The sequence below is a fragment of the Pseudoduganella guangdongensis genome (genome assembly GCF_009857475.1).
GTDB lineage: Bacteria > Pseudomonadota > Gammaproteobacteria > Burkholderiales > Burkholderiaceae_D > Rugamonas > Rugamonas guangdongensis.
On record NZ_WWCJ01000031.1, the window covers coordinates 30,523 to 51,780 of the forward strand.

Sequence of the window (21,258 nt, forward strand, 5' to 3'; positions counted from 1 at the left end):
ACGATTTAATCGCCAACTAAAGGAGAGCCACCATGAAAAACGTTCTTGCCACTTCCGCCCTGTCCCTGTTCACCGCTTCCGCCTTCGCTGCCAGCCTGCCTGGGGTGGAGCCGCAGACTGCGCAGTTCTTGAAAGCCATCGAAGGCGGCGCCCCGCTCGAATCGCTGAGCCCGGCCGATGCGCGGCAAGTGCTGGTCGGTGCCCAGAAGGGCGCGCCGCTTCCACCTGCCGATGTCAGCAGCAAGGTCGTTGAAATCGATGGCGAAAAGGTGCGTCTGCACATCGTGCGCCCGGCTGGCGCCAAGGGCACCTTGCCAGTCTTCATGTTCTTCCACGGCGGCGGCTGGGTGCTCGGCGATTTCCCGACCCATGAGCGCCTGGTGCGCGACCTGGTGGTGAATTCCGGCGCCGCCGCCGTCTTCGTCGATTACACCCCGTCACCGGAAGCGGGCTACGGCGTCGCCATCAAGCAAGCCTATGGCGCCACCAAGTGGGTGGCCCGCAACGGCAAGGAAATCAATGTCGATGGCAAGCGTCTGGCCGTGGCCGGCAATAGCGTCGGCGGCAATATGGCGGCCGTGGTGGCGCTGATGGCCAAAGACCAGGGCCAGCCCAAGCTGCGCGCCCAAGTATTGCTGTGGCCGGTGACCGATGCCAACTTCGACACCGCTTCGTACAAGGAGTTTGCGGACGGCCATTTCCTGACCCGCAATGCGATGAAATGGTTCTGGGACAATTACACCACCGACCTCGCACAGCGCAAGGAGATCTACGCCTCGCCCCTGCAAGCCAGCACCGCACAGCTGAAAGGCCTGCCGCCAACCCTGATCCAGACCGCCGAGTTCGACGTGCTGCGTGACGAAGCCGAAGCCTACGGCAAGAAGCTCGATGCGGCGGGCGTGGAGACCACCACCATCCGCTACAACGGCATGATCCACGACTTCGGCCTGTTGAACGTGCTGGCCAAAGTCCCCGGCACCCAGGCCGCCATGCGCCAGGCCGGCCAGGAGCTGCGTTATCGCCTGAAGTAATAAGGAAAGTTGCCAAACAAATGGGGTACGTCCCCATTTGTTTGTTTCAGGATTTTTACAAATAAATAAAGTGTTTTATAGCAAGCTCCCCTAGAATAGCCCAGCATTTAATAACATTCGCCTGGGGATTCGATGAAGCGTATTCACGTCGGTTTAGCCGCACTCTGCCTGACGGCTTCGGCCTTTGCTGCCGAGCCTTTTGATGACAAGTTCCGCCAGCTCGAGGAGCTGCTGCCTTCCGCTAATCAGTACCGCACCGCGTCCGGTGCGCCGGGCCATGCGTATTGGCAGCAGCGTGCGGATTACACCATCCGCGCTACGCTGGATGAGGCGAACCGCGCCATCAGCGGCAGCGGCCAGGTCACGTACCACAATAATTCGCCGGATACCCTGCACTACCTGTGGCTGCAGCTGGACCAGAATATCTACAAGCCGGACTCCGATGCCCGCATGACCCTGACCGCGCCGTCGCGCGAGGCCTGGGGCCGCGCCCGCAGCGATGAGGAGGGCATGAAATTCGAGGGCTTGCGCGGCATCCTGGCCGGCCGTGAGTTCGACGGCGGTTTCAAGATCGGCGCGGTGAAGGCGTCCGGCGGTGCGCCGCTGAAGTACACCGTCAACCAGACCATGATGCGCATCGACCTGCAGCAGCCGCTGAAGCCGGGCGAGAAGTTCACCTTCTCCATCGACTGGTCGTACAAGATCAATGAGCAGAAGGTGCTGGGCGGGCGCTCGGGCTTCGAGTACTTCAGCGAGGACAAGAACGCGCTGTTCGAAATCGCGCAGTGGTTCCCGCGCATGGCGGCTTACTACGACGTCTACGGCTGGCAGCACAAGCAGTTCCTGGGCGCGGGCGAGTTCACGCTGGAATTCGGCGACTATGACGTGCAGATCACGGTGCCGGCCGACCATATCGTGGCGTCCACCGGCGAGCTGCAAAACCCGAACGAGGTGTTGAGCGCCGCCCAGCGCGAGCGCCTGGCCAAGGCCCGCACCAGCAAGACCCCGGTCGTCATCGTGACCCAGGCGGAAGCCGAGCAGGCCGAAAAGTCGGTGGCCAAGGGCAGCAAGACCTGGCACTTCAAGGCTAAGAACGTGCGCGATTTCGCGTGGGCGTCGTCGCGCAAGTTCATCTGGGACGCGCAGGGCTACAAAAAGGACGGCACCAACGTCATGGCCATGTCCTACTACCCGAAAGAGGGCAACCCGCTGTGGGAGAAGTATTCGACGGCGGCCATCGTGCACACCATCGAGCAGTACAACAAGTACAGCTTCGACTACCCTTACCCGACGGCGATCTCGGTCAACGGTCCGGTGGGCGGCATGGAGTATCCGATGATCTCCTTCAACGGCCCGCGCCCGGTGAAGGATAAGAAGACCGGCGACATCACCTACACCAAGCGCGCCAAGTATGGCCTGATCGGCGTGATCATCCACGAGGTCGGCCACAACTACTACCCGATGATCATCAACAGCGATGAGCGCCAGTGGACCTGGATGGACGAGGGCCTGAACACCTTCGTGCAGTCGCTGGCCCAGGAGGCGTGGGAGGACAACTATCCGACCGGCCGCGGCGATCCGCGCTTCATCGTGGACTATATGCGCTCCAAGAACCAGGTGCCGATCATGACCAACTCGGAGTCGCTGCTCCAGTTCGGCAACAACGCCTATGCCAAGCCGGCCGCCGCGCTGAACGTGCTGCGCGAGACGGTGCTGGGGCGCGAGCTGTTCGATTACGCCTTCCGCGAGTACGCGCGCCGCTGGAAGTTCAAGCGCCCTACCCCGGCCGACTTCTTCCGCACCATGGAAGACGCTTCCGGCACCGACCTTGACTGGTTCTGGCGCGGCTGGTTCTACACCACCGATCCGGTCGACGTGTCGATCGACGGCATCACCGAATACGGCGTGAGCACCAAGAATCCGGAAGTCGAGAAGGCCTGGAAGAAGGCGCAGCGCGACGGCGAGCCGGTCTCCATCATCGACCAGCGCAACAAAGGCATGGTGCGCAAGGTGGACGAGCAGCCGCAGCTGAAGGACTTCTACAACGAGCACGACGACTTCACCGTGACCAATGTGGACCGCAACAAGTTCGCCGAGCAGAGCGCCGACCTGGAACAGTGGGAAAAAGACCTGCTGGCGCAGGGCAAGCACCTGTACCTGGTGGACTTCTCCAACCTGGGCGGCCTGGTAACCCCGCTGGTGCTGCAGATCGAACTGAAGTCGGGCAAGAAGTACGTCGAGCGCATTCCGGCCGAAGTGTGGCGCTACTCGCCGAAGAAGATCACCAAGGTCATCGTCACCGACGAGCCGCTGGTGTCGCTGGTGCAGGACCCGTACTGGGAAACCGCCGACATCGACCAGTCCAACAACGCCTGGCCGCGCAAGATCACCCCTTCGCGCCTGGAGCTGTTCAAGTCGCGTCCGGGCGGCGAGAACATGATGAAGGACTTCAAGACCCCGCTGAAGAAGAAGGATGAGAAGTCCGACGCGGAAGGCGCCAAGAAGGAATGATGCGTTTCAAAGCCGTCCTCGGGGCGGCGCTGCTCTGGTGCAGCGCCGCCGCGCAAGCCCATAATTTCCACGTAGGTTTAACGGAGATCAGCTTCAATCCCCGTTCCGGCAACACGGAGGTGGTGCACACCTACACGGCGCATGATGTGGAAGCACTGTTGATGAACCTGTACCAGCGCCATTTCGACCTTGGCCTGGAGGAGGACCAGGCGGTGTTCCGCCGCTATATCGAGAAGCAGTTCCGCATCTCCGTCGACGGCAAGCCCCTGCCCTTGCAATGGGTCGGCATGCAGGCCAATGTCGACACCATCAACGTCTTCCAGGAAATCGAGAGCACCTCGCTGCCGGCGGGCGCCGCCTTGCTCAACGCGGTGCTGACCGACTTCCTGCCGCAACAAGCCAATAATGTGAACGTGAGCGGTTTCGGCCGCCCTGCCGCATCCATCGTTTTCAATCGCGAACGCCGTGAACAACCGCTTCCTTAAGCGCGCGCCGCTGCCAGCCCTGGCGCTGGCAGGCGTGCTCGCGCCCCCGGCCGCCCAGGCCGACGACCCTTTCCTGCAACGCGTGCTGATCGAGGGCGCGCGCGCCAGCCAGGTCGGCGTGGCCGATTCGGCCGGCATGGGCAGCGTGTCCCGGCGCCAGCTGGAGGCGCGCACCATATACCGTCCCGGCGAACTGCTGGAGGCGACGCCGGGGCTGGTGGCCAGCCAGCATAGCGGCGAGGGCAAGGCCAACCAGTTCTACCTGCGCGGCTTTAACCTGGACCACGGCACCGACCTGCGCACCACGGTCGATGGCATGCCGGTCAACCAGCGCAGCCATGCGCACGGCCAGGGCTGGACCGACCTCAATTTCATCATCCCGGAACTGGTGGCGCGGCTGGACTACAACAAGGGGCCGTACAACGCCAGCACGGGGGACTTTTCCTCGGCCGGCGCCACGGCGATCCATTACTCCAGCCGCCTGGCGCAGGACCAGGCCAGCCTGAGCGCCGGCCAGGGTGGCTATGGCCGCGTCCTGCTGGCGGGCACGCGCGAACGCGCGGTCGCGGACGCGCCGGGAGCCTGGCTGTACGCGCTGGAGGCGGTGCACAACGACGGTCCCTTTACGCGCGGCGACAACTTCCGCAAGCTGAATGCGGTGCTGCGCTACAGCGATGGCTTTGCCAACAATGGCTACACCGTCACCGCCATGGCCTATCGCGGCGCGTGGAACGCCACCGACCAGATTCCGCAGCGCGCCGTCGACAGCGGCTTGCTGGGCCGTTTCGACGGCGTCGACCTGACCGATGGCGGCCAGGCGCGCCGCTTCAGCCTGTCCGCCGCCTGGGCCCGCAGCGATGAGCAGCAGACCACGCGCGCCAGCGCCTACATCATCAACAACCGGCTGGAGCTGTTCTCCAATTTCACCTACTTCCTGGACGACCCGCTCCACGGCGACCAGTTCGCCCAGCCCGACCGGCGCGTGACCAGCGGTTTCGAAGCGAGCCACAGCTGGCACGAACACGCCGGCGACATGGCCTGGCACACCACCGTGGGCGTACAGGCGCAGAACGACAATATCTTCAACGCGCTGCAGCACACCGAGGCGCGCCGCGTGCTGGAAACCACGCGCGCCGACCATATCGCGGAAACCAGCGCCGCCCTCTACCTGGAGCAGCACCTGCGCCTGGCGCCTTGGCTGCGCGGCGAAGCCGGCCTGCGCCTGGACCGCTACCGCTTCGACGTGCGCGGGCGCGATGGCGATGCCGGCGGCGCCGCGCGTGCCGACGCCACCCTGTTCAGCCCCAGCGTCAGCCTGGCCTTCGGCCCCTGGTCGCGCACCGAGTTTTACTTCAACGCCGGACGCGGCTTCCACAGCAACGATGCGCGCGGCGTGACCCAGGCGCAGGACCCGGCCACCCCGCTGGCCAAATCGCGCGGCATGGAGTTTGGCCTGCGCAGCGAGGCGGTGAAAGGCCTGCAGACCGTGCTGGCCATCTATAAGCTGGATTTCGACTCCGAACTGGTCTACCTGGGCGATGCCGGCAGCACCGAGGCCGGCCGCCCGAGCCGGCGCTACGGCATTGAATTCTCCAATTATTACAAGCTGGCCAAATGGCTGTCGCTGGACGCCGACCTGGCCTTCGCGCGCGGCCGTTTCCGCCACAGCGGGCCGGGAGAAGGCGAGCGCATCCCCGGCGCGGTGGAAGGCGTGGCCCAGCTGGCCGCCACCTTCACCCCGGCCGGGCCCTGGTCCGGCGCCCTGCGCCTGCGCTGGTTCGGCCCGCGCCCGCTGGTGGAGGACAACTCGGTCCGCTCCAAGGCCAGCGCCACCCTCAACGGCCGCCTGGCCTATAAGCTGGACGCCCGCACCACCCTGGAGCTGGAAGGCTTCAACCTGGCCAACCGCAAGGTTTCGGCCATCGACTACTTCTACGAATCGCGCTTGCGCGGCGAGGATGCAGCCCGGGCGGACGTCCACTTCCACCCGATCGAAGCGCGCTCCTTCCGCGCCAGCTTGAGCCGCGCCTTCTAAACCGGGAAACCAGGGGTCTGGCCACGCGTGGAGCGCCATTTAAGTACAATAAGGGCATGATGACGCCCTTGCCCCAATTGATCCACACCTTGCGCAGCGCCGGCTACGCGCTGCTCAAGCCGGCCGACGTGGCCATCCTGGCCAACTGCACCCTGGATGAACTGAACGCCCTGGTCCCGGCCTGGGACGACCTGGCCCCGGACAACTACCTGAAGGACGGCGGCCGCTACCGCCGCCGCCGCCATTCCTGCTTCGTGCAGGACGGCGCCGCGCTGCAGCAGGTAGCGCACCGCGCCCACTGGCAGCCGGTCGAATACAACGCCCTGCACGGCGGCATGCGCCGCCTGTTCGAGCCGGTCGGCGAGCAGACTGTGGCCAGCCCGGCCTGGCACAAGCTGCTGGCGGCCATCGGCCAGGCCTGCGGCCAGGTGCGCGGCCAGGGCCCCTGGTATGTGGAAGCCCACCAGTTCCGCATCGACACCACCGACGGCATCGGCCGCCCCACCCCGGAAGGGGCGCACCGCGACGGCGTCGATTTCGTGGCTGTGCTGCTGGTGGGCCGGCATGGCATCAAGGGCGGCGAAACCCGGGTCTTCGAGGCCGACGGCCCGAACGGCAAGCGCTTCACCATGACCGAGCCCTGGACGCTTTTACTACTTGATGATGCGGCTGTCATCCACGAATCCACCCCGATCCAGCCGCTCGCCGGCCATGGCCACCGCGACACCCTGGTGCTCACCTATCGCGATGGCGGTTTCCAAGGCGGTTAAAAAAACGGTATAGTCTGAACACCCAACCATTCAGGAGGCGTCTTGGACTCCAGCTACGATATCGCGCCCGATGAGCTGGAAGTACTCATCGTGGAAGACAGTCCGACCCAGGCCGAGCGCCTGCGCCGGCTGATCCAGTCCACCGGCTACCGCGCCCGGGTGGCGGCCAACGGCAAACTGGCCCTGGCCGAAATCCACGAGCGCAAGCCGCACCTGGTGCTGTCCGACATTGTCATGCCGGAAATGAACGGCTATGAGCTGTGCCGCGCCATCAAGGCCGCCACGGAACTGCGCGATATCCCGGTCATCCTGGTCACCTCCCTGACCGACCCCAAGGACATCATCCGCGGCATTGAATGCGGCGCGGACAACTTCATCCGCAAGCCCTATGCCGAGGACTACCTGCTGAACCGCATCGGCCAGATGCTGGTCAACCAGAAACTGCGCAAGAACGCGAATATGGAGGTCGGCATCGCCCTCTACCTGGGCGACCAGAAGCACTTCATCAACGCCGAGCGGCAGCAAATCCTCGACCTGCTGATCTCCACCTACGAACAGGCGGTGCAGGTCAACAGCGAACTGCAGGCGCGCGAGCGGCAGGTGATCGAGCTGAATATGCGCCTGGCGCACCACGCCGGCGAGCTGGAGATCACCAACCGCGAAATCGCGCTGAAGAACCTGGAGCTGGCGGAAGCGAGCCGCATGAAGTCGGCCTTCATCGCCAATATGTCGCACGAGCTGCGCACGCCGCTGAACGCCATCATCGGCTTCACCGGCGCCCTGCTCATGAAGCTGCCCGGTCCCCTGACCGATGAACAGGACCGCCAGCTCAACACCATCCGCTCCAGCGCGCGCCACCTGCTGTCGCTGATCAACGATATCCTGGACGTGGCCAAGATCGAGGCCGGCAAGGTCACCCTGTCGCTGGAGCCGGTGCACTGCCAGCAGCTGATGGGCGAAGTGGCCGACACCCTGCGCCCGCTGGCCGCGCAAAAAGGGCTGGAAGTGTTCATCGAGCTGCCGCAGCAGCCCATCATGCTGCAGACCGACCGCCGCGCCCTGGCCCAGATCCTGATCAACCTGGCCAACAACGCCATCAAGTTCACGGAAAAAGGCATGGTCAAGCTGACCCTGTCGACGCACAAGGACGACCAGGGCCAGGACATCACTGAATTCAATGTGATCGACAGCGGCAGCGGCATCAAGGAGGAAGACCAGGCCAGACTGTTCCAGGCCTTCTCCCAGCTGGACAGCACCTCGACCCGGCACGCCGAAGGGGCGGGCCTGGGCTTGTACCTGAGCCAGAACCTGGCCAACCTGCTGGGCGGCTCGCTGTTCTTCAGCAGCGATTTCGGCAAAGGCAGCACCTTTACGCTTGCGCTCAAATGTCGGCACGCATCCTGATCATCGAGGACAACCAGGCCAATATCGACCTGATGACCTACCTGCTGCAGGCCTTCGGCCATCGCCCGCTGCTGGCGACGGACGGCGAGATGGGCTGCGCGCTGGCCGCCAGCGAACGGCCCGACCTGATCCTGTGCGACCTGCACCTGCCCAAGCTGGACGGCCTGGGCGTGGTGGCCAAACTGCGCGCCGACCCGGCCACGCGCGCCATCCCCATCCTGGCCGCCAGCGCACTGCCGGTGACCGACGGTTGCGCCGCCTTGCGCCGTGCCGGCTTTTCCGGCTGCCTGCCCAAGTCGCTGGAGCCCGACGTCCTGCTCCCGGCGCTGGAAACCTTCCTGCCGCCGCAGCTGCGCGCCGGCGCCGTGCCGCAGTCGGGCGCCCCGTCTGCGGCGCCCGCCCCGGTAACCGCAGCGCCCGCGCCTTCCGCGCAGGGCGCGCCGCGTGGGCGCGTGCTGCTGCTCGACGCCGCGCCGGAAAACGCCGGCCTGGTGGCCGCCATCCTGGCCCACACCGGCTATGCGGTAAACAGCGCCGTCAACCCGGCGCAAGCGGGCGCCCTGCTGGACGGCCATGCCTACGAGCTGGCGGTCTGCGACCTGGGATTGTTTGAAGCGCACCGCCTGTCCTTCCTGGCCGATGCGCTGGAGATGGCGCCGGGCTTGCCGGTGCTGCTGATCCGCCCGGACGATGACGAGGACCTGGGCACCCTGGGCGCGGGACGGCGCCGCAGCATGCTGACGCACCCGCTCGAGCCGCAGCAACTGGTGGCGGCGATCGACGCCCTGCTGGCTTAGCGTGAATCCGCCCCTAGCCCAGCGAGAACCAGCCCAGTGCCACCAGGCTAAACACCACCAGCAACAGCGCCATCACGTCTTCCGAACGCTCGTCGTCACTGATGAGTTTCCAGAGAAATCTCAGCATTGCAACCTCCTGCGTCCAGTCTAGCACCTGGCAGCGCAGCGCGCCGCGCTTAAATCAGCTGCAGTCCCGCCCCCGCCGGCAGGCCGGGGAAAGTGCGCGCCAGGGCGCTGCCGTCGAGCCGCAGGTGGCGCTCCGCCACGTGCGCCAGCACCTGGCGGAAGTCGGTCGTCACCGGCAGGTCGCGCCCCTCGTTCAGCTGGGCCTCGGCCAGGCCGCGCCACTCGCCCGCCACCTTGCCGCCCTGGATTTTCCCGCCCAGCAGCCACATGGCGTTGCCGTGGCCGTGATCGGTGCCGCGGTTGCCGTTCTCGCGCGCGGTACGGCCGAATTCGGACATCACCACAATCACCGTCTCGTCGAACAGCGGCCCCAGGCGCTGCGCCAGGGTCGCCAGCCCCTGCCCCAGCGGCTGCAGGCGGCTGGCCAGTTGGCCCTTGCCCGCGCCCTGGTTGGCGTGGGTGTCCCAGCCGCCCAGCGCAATGAAGGCCAGTTGGATATCCGGCTTGTTGCGCATCAGCGTTGCCAGCCGGGCAGCATCGTCGGGAAAGCCGTTCGGCAGCGGCGCGCCGTTATCGGCCGCCTGCATTTCGGCCAGCATGCCGCCGTTGGCCGCGTTCATGACTTCCTGGTGCGCCATGCGGCCGTCGTTGTAGACCTTGCCGTAGCGCTCATGGCCCGCATACAGGCGGTCGAAGGCGCGGCCCACGGCGGGCCGGTCGAGCGGCGTGGCGCGGGTGCCGGCGGCGCCGTTGGCCAGGTTGGTGGCGGGCATGGCGCCGGCCAGGATGCGCGGCATCAGCGGGCCGATGGACAGCGCGCGCGTGGGCGTGGTTTCCCCCGGCAAAGCGCCCAGCAGGCGGTTCATCCAGCCGTCCTGCGTGCCCTTCACGCCCGGTGTGCCGGACTCCATATAGTCCTGCGCGTCGAAATGCGAGCGGCTGGCATCGGCCGAACCGCTGGCGTGCACAAAGGCCAGCTTCTTCTGCTGCCACAACGGCAGCAAGGGCGCCAGCGCCGGATGCAGGCCGAAATAGCCGTCCAGGTCCAGCGCGCCGTCCTCCTGCCCTGGCCGCGCCAGGGCGATGCTGGGCCGCAGGCGCGCATATTCAGGGTCGGCCACCGGCGCCACCACGTTCATGCCGTCCACCGCGCCGCGCAGCATGACCACGATCAGCTTTTTCGCCGTGGGCGCCGCGCTGCCCGGCGCCAGGGTGGCGGCCCAGGCGTGCGGTCCCAGGGGCAGCAGCAGGCCGGCGCTGGCGGCAAAAGCGTTCAGGAATTGGCGTCGTTGCATAGCGGGCTCCGGGTCAGTGCTGCATGAAATCAGGGCTGCCGAGCAGCATGGCGGCGCGCAGGCGCTCATTGCTGTCGGCCACAATGTCGGCCGTGCGCTTGGAAATCGCCGGGCCCAGCGCCTGCTGCAAGGTGCCGGCGTCGGCGGCCCCCGCCAGCGTCACCGCGTAGCTGATGCGGCGGCCCAGGCCATCCGGATTGAGCCAGGCGCTTTCCGTATTTTTGTAACCGTCCGGCGTCTGGCAGCCGTACAGCGGCATGCCCAGGCGGCCCAGGATGCCCACCAGCGGCTTCACCTCGCCCGTCGGCAGGGCCGCCGCGCGCGCTGCCGACACCACGTACTGGTAAGGGGTCTTGAACTTGGCCCCGGCGTACTGCTGGTCCATGAATTCCTGGCTGGCGAACAGGGTGCGCAGCACGGCGCGGATATCGCCGTTGCTGGCGCTCCAGGTTTGCGCCATGCGCTCCACCAGCGCGGCGGGCGGCGTGTCGGCCACGAAGTACTGCGCCAGCTTGCGGCTGATGTGGCGCGCCGTGGCCGGGTGCGCGGCCAGCACGTCCAATGCGTACTCGCCCTCCGCCACGCCGCGCGCCGTGACCGGCTTGCCCAGCCAGGTCTTGGCGCCGTTGTCGTGGCGGCGCGGGTCGAACACGAACTGCGCGTCGCGCCGCGGCGCGTAGGTCCAGCCGGTCAGCATGCGCGCCAGCTCGGTCACGTCCTTCTGCGTGTAGCCGCCGTCCACCCCCAGCGTATGCAGCTCCATCAGCTCGCGCGCGTAATTTTCGTTCAGGCCGCCGGCTTTCGACAGCCAGTTATCCAGGTAGAACAGCATGGCCGGGTGGCGCGCCGTGGCGCCCAGCATCTGGCGGAAGGAACCGAACACGTAGGGCCGGATGGCGTCGCGCTCGTAGCTCGCCACCAGGGCGCGGTCCTGGCCCTTGCCGGCGAAAACGTTGAAGTGGTTATACCAAAAGTCAACCATCACCTCCTCCAGCTGGCGCGGGCTTTCGATAGCGCGCAGCAGGCGCGCCTGCGCCGCCTCCGAGGCCATTTGCGCCACCACTGCGCGCCGCGCGCCCTGCTCCATGCCGCGCGCTTCCTGGAATTTGGCCAGGGCTTCGCCGGCGCTCCACTTCAGGGTTTCCAGCTGGTCCAGGCGCTGCGCCAGCGCTAGCGGTAGGGCCGGCGGGTTCAGTTGCTCCTCTATGTAGGCCTGCACGCCGGACTGGCGCAGCTGGTCGATATCGCCCGGACGCGGCCCATACGCCACCCGGTTCAGCACATGCACGGCGGCCTGGTCGCCGGCCAGGGGCGCGGCCCAGCTGGCAAGGGGGGAAAGCAGCGCCGCGGCGGCCAGCAGCAAACGAAGTCGCATGGTGTCGTCCCGATACAATGAATTGGCTGGATTTCTTTATACGCTAAGCGCCGAATTAAAGGCAAAGACTCCTTTGTATCGGGATGTTAATTAGTTGATTTATATGCTTTAATTCACGTTGCGCATAATGAAAGGGAAGCATGAAAAGAATCCAGGGCACGCTAACCGTATTTGCCGCGCTGGCGCTCAGCGCCTGCGGCGTGACCGGGCCCGCGAGCAAGGTGGTGCAGGACGCGCCGCAGCAATGGCACACGCCGCTGCCGCACAACGGCAGCACGGGTGAACTGGCCAACTGGTGGCAGCGCCAGTCCGACCCGCTGCTGGTGCAGCTGATCGAAGCCGCGCAGGCGGCCAGTCCCACCATTGCCAGCGCCCAGGCGCGCTTTGCCGCCGCCAGCGCCGAGCGCACGGCAGCCGGCGCCGCCCTCGCCCCGTCCCTGACCGGCGTGCTCACCTCGACCCGCATGAGCCGGCAGTCGGCCGACGCCGCCACCAATACCACCACCCAGCTGCTGGCCCAGGCGCAGTGGGAGATCGACCTGTTCGGCGGCGGCCGCGCGCGCCGCCAGGCGGCCATCGCCCGCGCCGAAGGCGCCCAGGCCGGCTGGCACGAGGCACGCGTCAGCGTGGCGGCCGAAACGGCCAACCAGTACTACAGCCTGCGCGCCTGCCAGAAGCTGCTGACCGTGGCGCGCATGGACGCCGCCTCGCGCGCCCACACCGCGCGCCTGACTGACATCACCACCAAGGCCGGTTTCCAGTCGCCTTCCGCCAATGCGCTGGCGCGCGCCAGCGCCGCCGACGGCAACAACCGCGCGGTGGCCCAGCGCGCCGCCTGCGACAGCGAACTGAAAGTGCTGGTGGCGCTGACCGCCATCACCGAGCCGGAGCTGCGCAGCCGCCTGGCCGACAGCGCCGCCGCCGCCCCCTTGTCGCCCGCCTCCGGCGTGGCCATCGACTCGCTGCCGGCCCAGGTGCTGGCGCAGCGCCCCGACGTCTTCAATGCCGAGCGCGAACTGGCGGCCGCCAGCCACGATGTGGCCAGCGCGCGCGCCGACCGCCTGCCGCGCCTGGGCCTGACCGGCTCCGTGGGGCGCGGCCGCCTGCATAGCGAAGGGCGCGACATCACCGCCAATGTGTGGACCATCGGCCCGCTGCAAATGACCCTGCCCATCATCGACTGGGGCGTGCGCCGCGCCAATGTGGACGCTTCGCGCGCCCGCTACGAGGCGGCGGTCAGCGCCTACAAGGCCAGCGTGCGCCAGGCCGTGGCCGAAGTGGAACAGGCGCTGGTGGCTCTGCAAAGTACCCAGGAGCGCGCCGCCGACGCGCAGACCGCGCTGGACGGCTACCGCACCTTCTTCAGCGCGACTGAGGAGCGCTACAAGAACGGGCTGGCCAGCCTGCTCGAACTGGAAGACGCCCGCCGCACCCGGCTGGCGGCAGAAAACACGGTGGTGAGCTTGCAGCGCGAACGCAGCGCCGCCTGGATCGCCCTGTACCGCGCAGCAGGCGGCGGCTGGACCGCGCCCGCCGCCCCTTGAGACCGGAAAAATTTTTATGAAACCACTGCACCGCACCCCGTCCGCCATTGCCGCCATCGCTGTCGCCAGCGCCCTCGCCGCCCTGGCGCAGGCGCCCGTCGCCGTGGCCGACGACAAGAAGCCGGCCGCCGCCAAACCATCCCTGACCGTTAGCACGGTCAAGCCGCAGAAAACCAGCCTGCCGATCCGCCTGACCGCCAACGGCAACGTCGCCGCCTGGCAGGAAGCCATCATCAGCAGCGAGTCGAACGGCCTGCGCCTGTCCGAGGTCGAGGTCAACGTGGGCGATGTAGTCAAGAAAGGCGAAGTGCTGGCCGTGTTCGCGCCGGAAACCCCGCAAGCCGAAGTGGCGCAGGCCAGGGCCGCGCTGATGGAAGCGCAAGCCGCCGCCGCGGAAGCAAAAGCCAACGCCGACCGCGCGCGCTCGATCGAAAGCACGGGCGCCCTGAGCGCCCAGCAAATCAGCCAGTACACCACGGCCGAAGCCACCGCCCAGGCGCGCGCCGCTTCCGCCCGCGCCATGCTGGCGGCCGCCGAACTGCGCCTGCGCTACACCAAGGTGCTGGCGCCCGACGCCGGCGTGATCTCGGCGCGCAATGCCACCGTCGGCGCCGTGGCCGGTCCCGGCACCGAATTGTTCCGCATGATCCGCCAGGGCCGCCTGGAGTGGCGCGCCGAAGTCACCGCCAGCGACCTGCGCAGCATCAAGATCGGCGCCAATGCCTTGGTCAAAGCCGCCAACGGCAGCGAACTGACCGGCAAGGTGCGCATGGTGGCGCCGACCATCGACCCGCAGACCCGCTCCGCCCTGGTGTATGTGGACCTGCCCCCTAATCATGGCAAGCAGCCGCCGTTCAAGGCCGGCATGTTCGCCACCGGCCAGTTCGAGCTGGGCTCCTCCGACGCGCTCACCGTGCCGCAGCAGGCCATCACCGTGCGCGACGGCTTCAGCTACGTGTTCCGCCTGAACCAGGACCAGCGCGTGAGCCAGGTCAAGGTGCAGCCGGGCCGCCGCGTGGGCGACCGCATCGAAGTGCTGTCCGGCCTGGCGCCGGAGGCGCTGATCGTGGCCGCCGGCGCCGGCTTCCTGAACGACGGCGACCTGGTACGCAATGTCGGCGCGCCCGCGCCGGGCCAGGCCGCCGCCGCCGTCAAGCCGGCCCCGGCCCGCTGATAGGGAGGCGCCGTGAATTTTTCCGCCCTCTCGATCAAGCACCCGGTTCCCGCCATCATGCTCTTCATCCTGCTCTCGCTGGCGGGATGGATGGCCTATGTGGCCAACCCGGTGCAGGACTTCCCCGATATTGAACTGCCCATCGTCACCGTCTCGGCCTCCCTGCCCGGCGCCGCGCCGGCCCAGCTGGAAACCGAGGTGGCGCGCAAGATCGAAGACTCGGTCGCCACGCTGCAAGGCGTGAAGAACATCTATTCCAAGGTATTGGACGGCACCGCCACCATCACGGTCGAATTCATCCTCGAGAAAAACCTGTCCGACGCGGTGAACGAGGTGCGCGACGCCGTGACCCAGGTGCGCGCCGACATGCCGGGCGAAATGCGCGACCCGGTGGTGAGCAAAGTCTCCACCGCCGGCCGCGTGATCCTGACCTTCGTCGCCGCCCCCAAGGAGGGCACGCGGATCGACGATGCCGACCTGAGCTGGTACGTCGACAACACCGTCTCGAAAAAGCTGCTGTCGGTGAAAGGCGTGGGCGCGGTCAAGCGCGTCGGCGGCGTGACGCGCGAGATCCGCGTGGAACTCGACGACGACCGCATGGCCGCCCTGCGCGTCTCGGCGCTGGACGTGTCGCGCATGCTGCGCCAGGTGCAGAAGGAAGCGCCGGGCGGGCGCGGCGACATCAGCGGCGCCGAGCAATCGGTGCGTACCATCGCCACCGTGCGCAGCGCACAGGAGCTGGCGCAGATGGACATTCCGCTGGGCGACGGCCGCCACATCCGCCTGGAACAGGTGGCCAAGGTCAGCGACACCATCGCCGAACCGCGCTCGGAAGCGACGCAGGACGGCAAGAAGGTGGTGGCCTTTGAAATCTTCCGCACCAAGGGCGCCAGCGAGACCCAGGTTGCCGCCGACGCGCGCGCGGCGGTGGAGGAGCTGCGCAAGGCGCATCCGACCATCGCCGTCACGGAAACCATCGACAACGCCGACCCGGTGGACGAGAATTTCGACGGCTCGATGGAGCTGCTGTACGAAGGCGCCCTGCTGGCGGTGCTGGTGGTGTGGTGGTTCCTGCGCGACTGGCGCGCCACCCTGGTGGCCGCCTCCGCCCTGCCGCTGTCGGTGCTGCCGGCCTTCCTCGGCATGTACTGGATGGGCTACACCCTGAACACCGTGACCCTGCTCTCGCTGGCCCTGGTGGTGGGCGTGCTGGTGGACGACGCCATCGTGGAAATCGAAAACATCGAGCGCCACCTGCACATGGGTAAAAGCCCGATGCAGGCCGCCATGGAAGCGGCCGACGAAATCGGCATGGCGGTGATCGCCACCACCTTCGCCCTGGTCGCCGTGTTCCTGCCGACCGCCTTCATGGGCGGCATCCCCGGCAAGTTCTTCAAGCAGTTCGGCTGGACCGCCGTGATCGCCGTGCTGGCCTCCCTGGTGGTGGCGCGCCTGCTGACGCCGATGATGGCGGCCCACTTGCTGAAACCGACCAGCAAGCCGGTGCAGGCAGACGGCTGGATCATGCAGCGCTATATGCAGACCATGCGCTGGTGCCTGAACAACCGCGGCAAGACCGCGCTGGCGGCGGGCGCCTTCTTCATCGGCTCCATCATGCTGGTGGGCCTGCTGCCGACCGGCTTCGTGCCGCCGGCCGACCGCGGCCAGACCATGGTCAACCTGGAACTGCCGCCCGGCTCCACCCTGGCCGAGACGCGCGCCGTTGCAGAACGCGCGCGCCTGGCCATCATGGAAGTGAAGCCGGTGACCAATGTCTTCAGCTCCATCGGCGGCGGCTCCTCGGGCGACGCCTTCGCCCCGGGCGCGGCGGCCGAAGCGCGCCGCGCCGTGCTGACCATCACCACCAAGCACCGCAGCGAGCGCAGCGAATCGATCTCCGACATCGACAATATGATCCGCGACAAGCTGGCCAACCTGCCCGGCGCCCGCTTCACCGTCGGCCCGCCGGACACCGGCGTCAAGATGCAGCTGGTGCTGCGTTCGGAAGACCCGGTCGCCCTGCTCGACTCGGCGCGCAAGGTGGAACGCGACCTGCGCACCTTGCAGGGCATCGGCAACGTTACTTCCAGCGCCTCGCTGGTGCGCCCCGAGATCATCGTGCGCCCCGACTTTGCGCGCGCCGCCGACCTGGGCGTGACCGCCAACGCCATCGGCGAAACGGTGCGCGTGGCCACCGCCGGCGACTACGACTTCGAGCTGACCAAGATGAACCTGGCCGAACGCCAGGTGCCGATCCGCGTCAAGCTGCCCGACAGCGTGCGCGCCGACCTGGACGCCATCGGCCGCCTGACCGTCCCGGGCCGCAACGGCCCGGTCATGCTGGCCAACGTCGCCAGCATCACGATGGAATCCGGCCCGGCCCAGATCGACCGCCTGAACCGCAGCCGCAACGTCACGCTCGACGTGGAGCTGGGCAGCCGCACCCTGGGCGAGCTCGATGAGGAGACGCGCCAGCTGCCCTCGATGAAGAACCTGCCGCCCACGGTGACCAAGGCTGAACTGGGCGACACGCAGGAGATGCAAGCCCTGTTCGCCAGCTTCGGCATCGCCATGCTGATCGGCGTGCTGTGCATCTACGGCGTGCTGGTGCTGCTGTTCCACGATTTCCTGCAGCCGCTGACCATTCTGGCCGCGCTGCCGCTGTCGATCGGCGGCGCCTTCGTCGCCCTGCTGGTGACGCAGAAGGCGCTCTCGATGCCGTCCATGATCGGCCTGATCATGCTGATGGGGATTGTGACCAAGAACTCGATCCTGCTGGTGGACTACGCCATCCTGGCGCGCGCCGAGGGCATGAGCCGCTTCGACGCCCTGGTCGACGCCTGCCACAAGCGCAGCCGGCCGATCCTGATGACCACCATCGCCATGGGCGCCGGCATGATGCCGCTGGCCATGGGCTGGGGCGCCGACCCGAGCTTCCGCTCGCCGATGGCGATTGCCGTGATTGGCGGCCTGATCACCTCCACCCTGCTGTCGCTGCTGGTGGTGCCCGCCGTCTTCACCTACGTCGACGACGCCGAGCACCTGTTCCAGCGCCTGGTGCGCAAGGTGAAAAAGCCCCACCACCACGCCACGAGCGCTGATTCCGTGTCCACCAACGAAGCTGCCCCCGGTGGCTGACGTGGGCTAGACGCTTCACACGCGCGGCGGGTCCGTCTCGCGCGCGAATACGCGGTGGCTGGCCAGTGCCTGCACGAAGGCGGCCAGCGCGGCCGGCAGGTCGGCCGGGGTGCTGCCCACCAGGCCCGGATCGGGCGCGCCATCGGGCAAGGTGGCCGGGATGCCGGCCGCCGCCAGCAGCCCGGCACCGGCGCCCACCACCATCAGCGGCTTGCAGTGGCGGTACTGCAAGGTGACGAATTCCACTGCCAGCGCATTGCCGGACAGATCGTCCGCCGCCACCTCGCCGTCCGGCACCACGACGGCGTCGAACACCACGGCGGGGCCGGTTTCCAGCGACATGTCGGCTTCCAGCCCCCCGACCATGCCGACGTGCGGGCCGACCAGGCGCGTGACCGCGCCCTGCCCTTCAAGCTCAGCCTGCAGGGTGGCCACCATCACCTCATCCACGCCGGGCGCCACCAGGATCGCGACCTTGCGGCCATGGATGCCGCTTGCGCCGGGCCGCGACAGGAGCGACAGGCTGGGCGACGGCGGGTACGCCGGCAGCTCGCCGGCATAGGCCATGGGCTGCGGGTCGGGCACCAGGGTGCCGAGCCGCAGCGCGACCATGTCGGCCAGCGCGGCGTCCACATTCACCAGCATGGCCAGGGTGCGTTCGCGGATGGCCGGCACCTGCACCTTGCTCAGCTCAAAACTGAAGGCGTGGGCGATATGCATTTGCTCGGCCGGCGTCTGGCTGTGCCAGAACAGGCGGGCCTGCGCATAGTGCTCGGCAAACAGTTCGGGCTTGCCGCGCACCTTGTCCTCTTCCACCGGCTGCGGGAAGCTCATAAAGCCCATGCGCCCGGCCTGGAACGGGCAGCCGCCGCCCAGCGAGTTCGGTTCATAGGCGACCCTGCCCCGGTGGATGGCTTGCCGGTGCATGCCGTCGCGCTGGTTGTTGTGCACCGGCGCCAGCGGCGCGTTGATCGGGAGTTCGTGGAAGTTCGGTCCGCCCAGGCGGCTGATCTGGGTGTCCACATAGGAATGGATACGCCCGGCCAGCAAGGGGTCATTGCTGAAATCGATGCCGGGGATGATGTGGGCGGCGCAGAACGCCACCTGCTCGGTCTCGGCGAAGAAATTGTCCGGATTGCGGTCCAGTACCAGGCGCCCCACCACCTGCAGCGGCACCATTTCCTCCGGCACGATCTTGGTCGGGTCCAGCACGTCGAAGGGGAATTCGGCGGCGTCTTCTTCGCTGAACACTTGCAGCGCCAGCTCCCATTCCGGATATTCGCCCTGCTCGATCGCTTCCCACAGGTCGCGCCGGTGGAAGTCGGGGTCGGCGCCGGAAATGCGCACCGCCTCGTCCCACACCAGGGAGTGCGTGCCCTGCTTGGGCTGCCAGTGGAATTTCACGAACTGCGATTGCCCGTGCGCGTTCACCAGGCGGAAGGTGTGCACGCCGAAGCCCTGCATGGTGCGGTAGCTGCGCGGGATGGCGCGGTCCGACATGACCCACATCAGCATGTGCATCGATTCCGGCATCAGCGACACGAAATCCCAGAAGGTGTCGTGCGCGCTGGCCGCTTGCGGCATGGCGTTGTGCGGTTCGGGCTTGACCGCGTGCACCAGGTCGGGGAACTTCATCGCGTCCTGGATGAAGAAAACGGGGATGTTGTTGCCGACCAGGTCCCAGTTGCCCTGGTCGGAATAGAACTTGACGGCGAAGCCGCGCACGTCGCGCGCGGTATCGGTGGAGCCGCGTTCGCCGGCCACGGTGGAGAAGCGCACGAAGACCGGCGTGCGCTTGCCCGCCGCCGCGAACGGCGCGGCGCACGTCAGGGCGGACAACTCCTTATAGCATTCGAAATAGCCATGCGCCGCCGAGCCGCGCGCGTGCACGATGCGCTCGGGAATGCGCTCATGGTCGAAGTGCGTGATCTTTTCGCGCAGGATGAAGTCTTCCAGCAGTGCCGGCCCGCGCAGGCCGGCCTTGAGCGAGTTCTGGTTGTCGGCAACCGCGACGCCCTGGTTGGTGCTGAGCACCTGGCCGCCGCTGTCGGTGCGCACACGGTCGAGCGGGCCGTTGTTCGGGTTCACCCCCTGCGGCGGCACGCCGTCGCCGACCTTGGGCGAAACGGCGCTTTCGCTGGCCGTGCTGGCCGTTTGCAGCGGGTCGCTGGTGTTGCTCGCAGCGCCGGCCGGCGGCACACCCGCCCCATGCTCGGCTACTTTATTGACGTTATAGGGAAACTGCGCGGCCAATGCAGCGCCGCGCTTGGCCGGGTCGGGTTTGGAGGTGGGCACGGCGCTCTCCCGCTCAGTGCTTGCGCGAGCCAAGCAGCTTGGAGACGGCGTAGCCGGCCGCCAGCGCGACCAGCAGCGACGTGCCGGGGCTCTTGCGCACGTAGTTGCGGCCGGATTCGGCGAAGCGTTTGTAGGCGGCGTTGAGCTGCTCGCCGCGCACGCCCATGGTGTCGCCGATCGTGCTGATATTGTCCGCCACTTTGTCAATCGTGCTGTGCACGCCGGCGCGCAGGTCTTTGGCGGGATTGTCGGTTTTGCTGATGTTGTGATCCATGATCAGTATCCTTCTCGTGAATGTTGGGTGGAAGGGTCACGATAAGGCCGTCCCGCTGCATCCACCGTGCGCCAGCTAACGATGTGCGCCAGCGTTTTCTGGCAACCTTGTTGGCATGATTCCCGTCGATCCAGTTGCCGGCGCGACCGCGCCGGTGCCGGCCAGCCTGCCAACGCGGGTGGAGCCGGCATCGTTGCCAGCTGCGGCGGCCGCTGCCGCCAGCGCGCCGACGGTGTCCTCGCTTGGCCTCTTCCTGTCCAACCTTGTTCTGGCGCAACGCAATGTGCGCGAGCTGGCCGCCAATGGCGGCGACGCGGCGGCCTTTGCCAGCGCGGCGCAGCAGTTGACGGCGAATGTGAACGCGAATGCGCCGCCGGCGCTAAATAGCGTGCTGTTCGCGCAGCGGCCGGTGCTGGCGCAGGCCGGGATCGGCGTCGGCAGCGATGGCGCGCTCGCGTCCAGCGAGGACACGCTCAACGCGGCTTTCCGCGCGGCACCGCAAGGCGCGCTGGGTGCGCTCGAGAATACGATCGGCCGGCTGGCGCAGGCGGCGCAAGGGTTGCTGCCGGCGGAAGCGGAGGCGGGGCCCGCCCCGGCCCCGGGGCCCGCCTTTGCGCCCTCGCCCAACCTGGCGGAACTCACGGTGCAGCAGCGCGCTGCCGCCGAGCGCCTGGCGCAGACGCGGCGCGCGGCGCAAGAGGCCTTGGCCGACAATGCGCTGGAAGATACGCAGCAGCAGCGCGCGGCGGAATTGCGCGTGGCCGAGCTGCGCCAGCTCGAGAGCACGCGCGCGCAGGATCTGGCGGCGCAGGCCCTGGCCGAGCGCCTGGAGGCGGCGCGCCGGGCGGCGCAGCAGCAGGCCGAGGCCAGCCAGTTGCCAAGCCGCAGCCGTACCGAACGCGCCGCCGCCGAGCGCCTGGATGCCGCGCGCCAGCTGGTGGCGCAGCAGGCGGCAACGGCGGAAGCCGAGGACCAGCTGGCGGCCCGCCTCGCGCTGGCGCGCC

The 21,258-nt window shown here is 67.5% G+C and carries 14 protein-coding genes and 1 pseudogene; 11 read left to right on the forward strand and 4 right to left on the reverse strand.

Annotated features, from left to right (window positions below; all coding sequences use genetic code 11):
• Positions 1–32: 32 nt before the first annotated feature.
• The 7 genes from GTP41_RS25795 (at position 33) to GTP41_RS25825 (ending at position 9,033) form a co-directional block, all read left to right on the forward strand.
• Positions 33–1,031 carry an alpha/beta hydrolase gene (locus GTP41_RS25795; RefSeq protein WP_161028463.1) on the forward strand — a complete coding sequence of 333 codons (999 nt, stop codon included), beginning with the start codon at positions 33–35 and terminating at the stop codon, positions 1,029–1,031.
• A gap of 132 nt (positions 1,032–1,163) precedes the next feature.
• Positions 1,164–3,542: a M1 family aminopeptidase gene (locus GTP41_RS25800; RefSeq protein WP_161028464.1), complete on the forward strand. Its 2,379-nt coding sequence runs from the start codon at positions 1,164–1,166 to the stop codon at positions 3,540–3,542.
• A complete protein-coding gene (locus tag GTP41_RS25805; protein ID WP_161028465.1) occupies positions 3,539–4,027 on the forward strand; it encodes a DUF6702 family protein in 489 nt (162 codons plus the stop codon). The genes GTP41_RS25800 and GTP41_RS25805 overlap by 4 nt, the downstream gene beginning before the upstream one ends.
• On the forward strand, positions 4,008–6,062 hold the full coding sequence (locus GTP41_RS25810; RefSeq protein ID WP_443094245.1) for a TonB-dependent receptor: 2,055 nt from the start codon (positions 4,008–4,010) through the stop codon (positions 6,060–6,062). The genes GTP41_RS25805 and GTP41_RS25810 overlap by 20 nt, the downstream gene beginning before the upstream one ends.
• Positions 6,063–6,121: 59 nt before the next feature.
• Positions 6,122–6,832, forward strand: a complete 711-nt coding sequence (locus GTP41_RS25815) for a 2OG-Fe dioxygenase family protein (RefSeq protein ID WP_229503088.1) — start codon at positions 6,122–6,124, stop codon at positions 6,830–6,832.
• Positions 6,833–6,874: 42 nt separating this feature from the next.
• Positions 6,875–8,236, forward strand: coding sequence for a hybrid sensor histidine kinase/response regulator (locus GTP41_RS25820; protein ID WP_161028467.1), 1,362 nt, complete (start codon positions 6,875–6,877; stop codon positions 8,234–8,236).
• Positions 8,218–9,033: a response regulator gene (locus tag GTP41_RS25825; protein ID WP_161028468.1), complete on the forward strand. Its 816-nt coding sequence runs from the start codon at positions 8,218–8,220 to the stop codon at positions 9,031–9,033. The genes GTP41_RS25820 and GTP41_RS25825 overlap by 19 nt, the downstream gene beginning before the upstream one ends.
• A gap of 176 nt (positions 9,034–9,209) precedes the next feature.
• Here GTP41_RS25825 and GTP41_RS25830 read toward each other — a convergent pair whose 3' ends face one another.
• Positions 9,210–10,454 (reverse strand): DUF1501 domain-containing protein, encoded by a 1,245-nt coding sequence (locus GTP41_RS25830; RefSeq protein ID WP_161028469.1) that lies wholly within the window; start codon positions 10,452–10,454, stop codon positions 9,210–9,212.
• Positions 10,455–10,467: 13 nt separating this feature from the next.
• The gene (locus GTP41_RS25835; protein WP_161028470.1) at positions 10,468–11,829 is read right to left on the reverse strand and encodes a DUF1800 domain-containing protein; all 1,362 of its coding nucleotides are present in this window, start codon (positions 11,827–11,829) and stop codon (positions 10,468–10,470) included.
• 140 nt (positions 11,830–11,969) lie between these two features.
• On the opposite strand from GTP41_RS25835, the gene GTP41_RS25840 reads away from it, so the two are divergent.
• The 3 genes from GTP41_RS25840 to GTP41_RS25850 are packed head-to-tail and all read left to right on the forward strand — an operon-like array spanning position 11,970 to position 17,685.
• A complete protein-coding gene (locus GTP41_RS25840) occupies positions 11,970–13,373 on the forward strand; it encodes an efflux transporter outer membrane subunit (RefSeq protein WP_161028471.1) in 1,404 nt (467 codons plus the stop codon).
• A 16-nt stretch (positions 13,374–13,389) separates the two neighbouring features.
• Positions 13,390–14,547: an efflux RND transporter periplasmic adaptor subunit gene (locus tag GTP41_RS25845; RefSeq protein WP_161028472.1), complete on the forward strand. Its 1,158-nt coding sequence runs from the start codon at positions 13,390–13,392 to the stop codon at positions 14,545–14,547.
• Between the two features lie 12 nt (positions 14,548–14,559).
• Positions 14,560–17,685: an efflux RND transporter permease subunit gene (locus GTP41_RS25850; RefSeq protein ID WP_161028473.1), complete on the forward strand. Its 3,126-nt coding sequence runs from the start codon at positions 14,560–14,562 to the stop codon at positions 17,683–17,685.
• Between the two features lie 15 nt (positions 17,686–17,700).
• Here the strand turns inward: GTP41_RS25850 and GTP41_RS25855 are convergent, their stop codons facing one another.
• Together GTP41_RS25855 and GTP41_RS27560 are read right to left on the reverse strand one after the other, a co-directional pair.
• On the reverse strand, positions 17,701–19,980 hold the full coding sequence (locus GTP41_RS25855) for a catalase (RefSeq protein ID WP_371867421.1): 2,280 nt from the start codon (positions 19,978–19,980) through the stop codon (positions 17,701–17,703).
• Positions 19,981–19,993: 13 nt separating this feature from the next.
• Positions 19,994–20,254: a hypothetical protein gene (locus GTP41_RS27560; protein ID WP_229503082.1), complete on the reverse strand. Its 261-nt coding sequence runs from the start codon at positions 20,252–20,254 to the stop codon at positions 19,994–19,996.
• Between the two features lie 115 nt (positions 20,255–20,369).
• On the opposite strand from GTP41_RS27560, the pseudogene GTP41_RS25860 reads away from it, so the two are divergent.
• Positions 20,370–21,258, forward strand: a pseudogene (locus tag GTP41_RS25860) (hypothetical protein); the annotation flags it as partial.

What these genes read in the sequence shown, in the direction of transcription:
- GTP41_RS25795 (WP_161028463.1), top strand. Translation starts at nt 33, where the DNA reads ATGAAAAACGTTCTTGCCACTTCCGCCCTGTCCCTGTTCACCGCTTCC.
- GTP41_RS25800 (WP_161028464.1), top strand. Translation starts at nt 1,164, where the DNA reads ATGAAGCGTATTCACGTCGGTTTAGCCGCACTCTGCCTGACGGCTTCG.
- GTP41_RS25805 (WP_161028465.1), top strand. Translation starts at nt 3,539, where the DNA reads ATGATGCGTTTCAAAGCCGTCCTCGGGGCGGCGCTGCTCTGGTGCAGC.
- GTP41_RS25815 (WP_229503088.1), top strand. Translation starts at nt 6,122, where the DNA reads ATGACGCCCTTGCCCCAATTGATCCACACCTTGCGCAGCGCCGGCTAC.
- GTP41_RS25825 (WP_161028468.1), top strand. Translation starts at nt 8,218, where the DNA reads ATGTCGGCACGCATCCTGATCATCGAGGACAACCAGGCCAATATCGAC.
- GTP41_RS25830 (WP_161028469.1), bottom strand. Translation starts at nt 10,454, where the DNA reads ATGCAACGACGCCAATTCCTGAACGCTTTTGCCGCCAGCGCCGGCCTG.
- GTP41_RS25835 (WP_161028470.1), bottom strand. Translation starts at nt 11,829, where the DNA reads ATGCGACTTCGTTTGCTGCTGGCCGCCGCGGCGCTGCTTTCCCCCCTT.
- GTP41_RS25840 (WP_161028471.1), top strand. Translation starts at nt 11,970, where the DNA reads ATGAAAAGAATCCAGGGCACGCTAACCGTATTTGCCGCGCTGGCGCTC.
- GTP41_RS25845 (WP_161028472.1), top strand. Translation starts at nt 13,390, where the DNA reads ATGAAACCACTGCACCGCACCCCGTCCGCCATTGCCGCCATCGCTGTC.
- GTP41_RS27560 (WP_229503082.1), bottom strand. Translation starts at nt 20,254, where the DNA reads ATGGATCACAACATCAGCAAAACCGACAATCCCGCCAAAGACCTGCGC.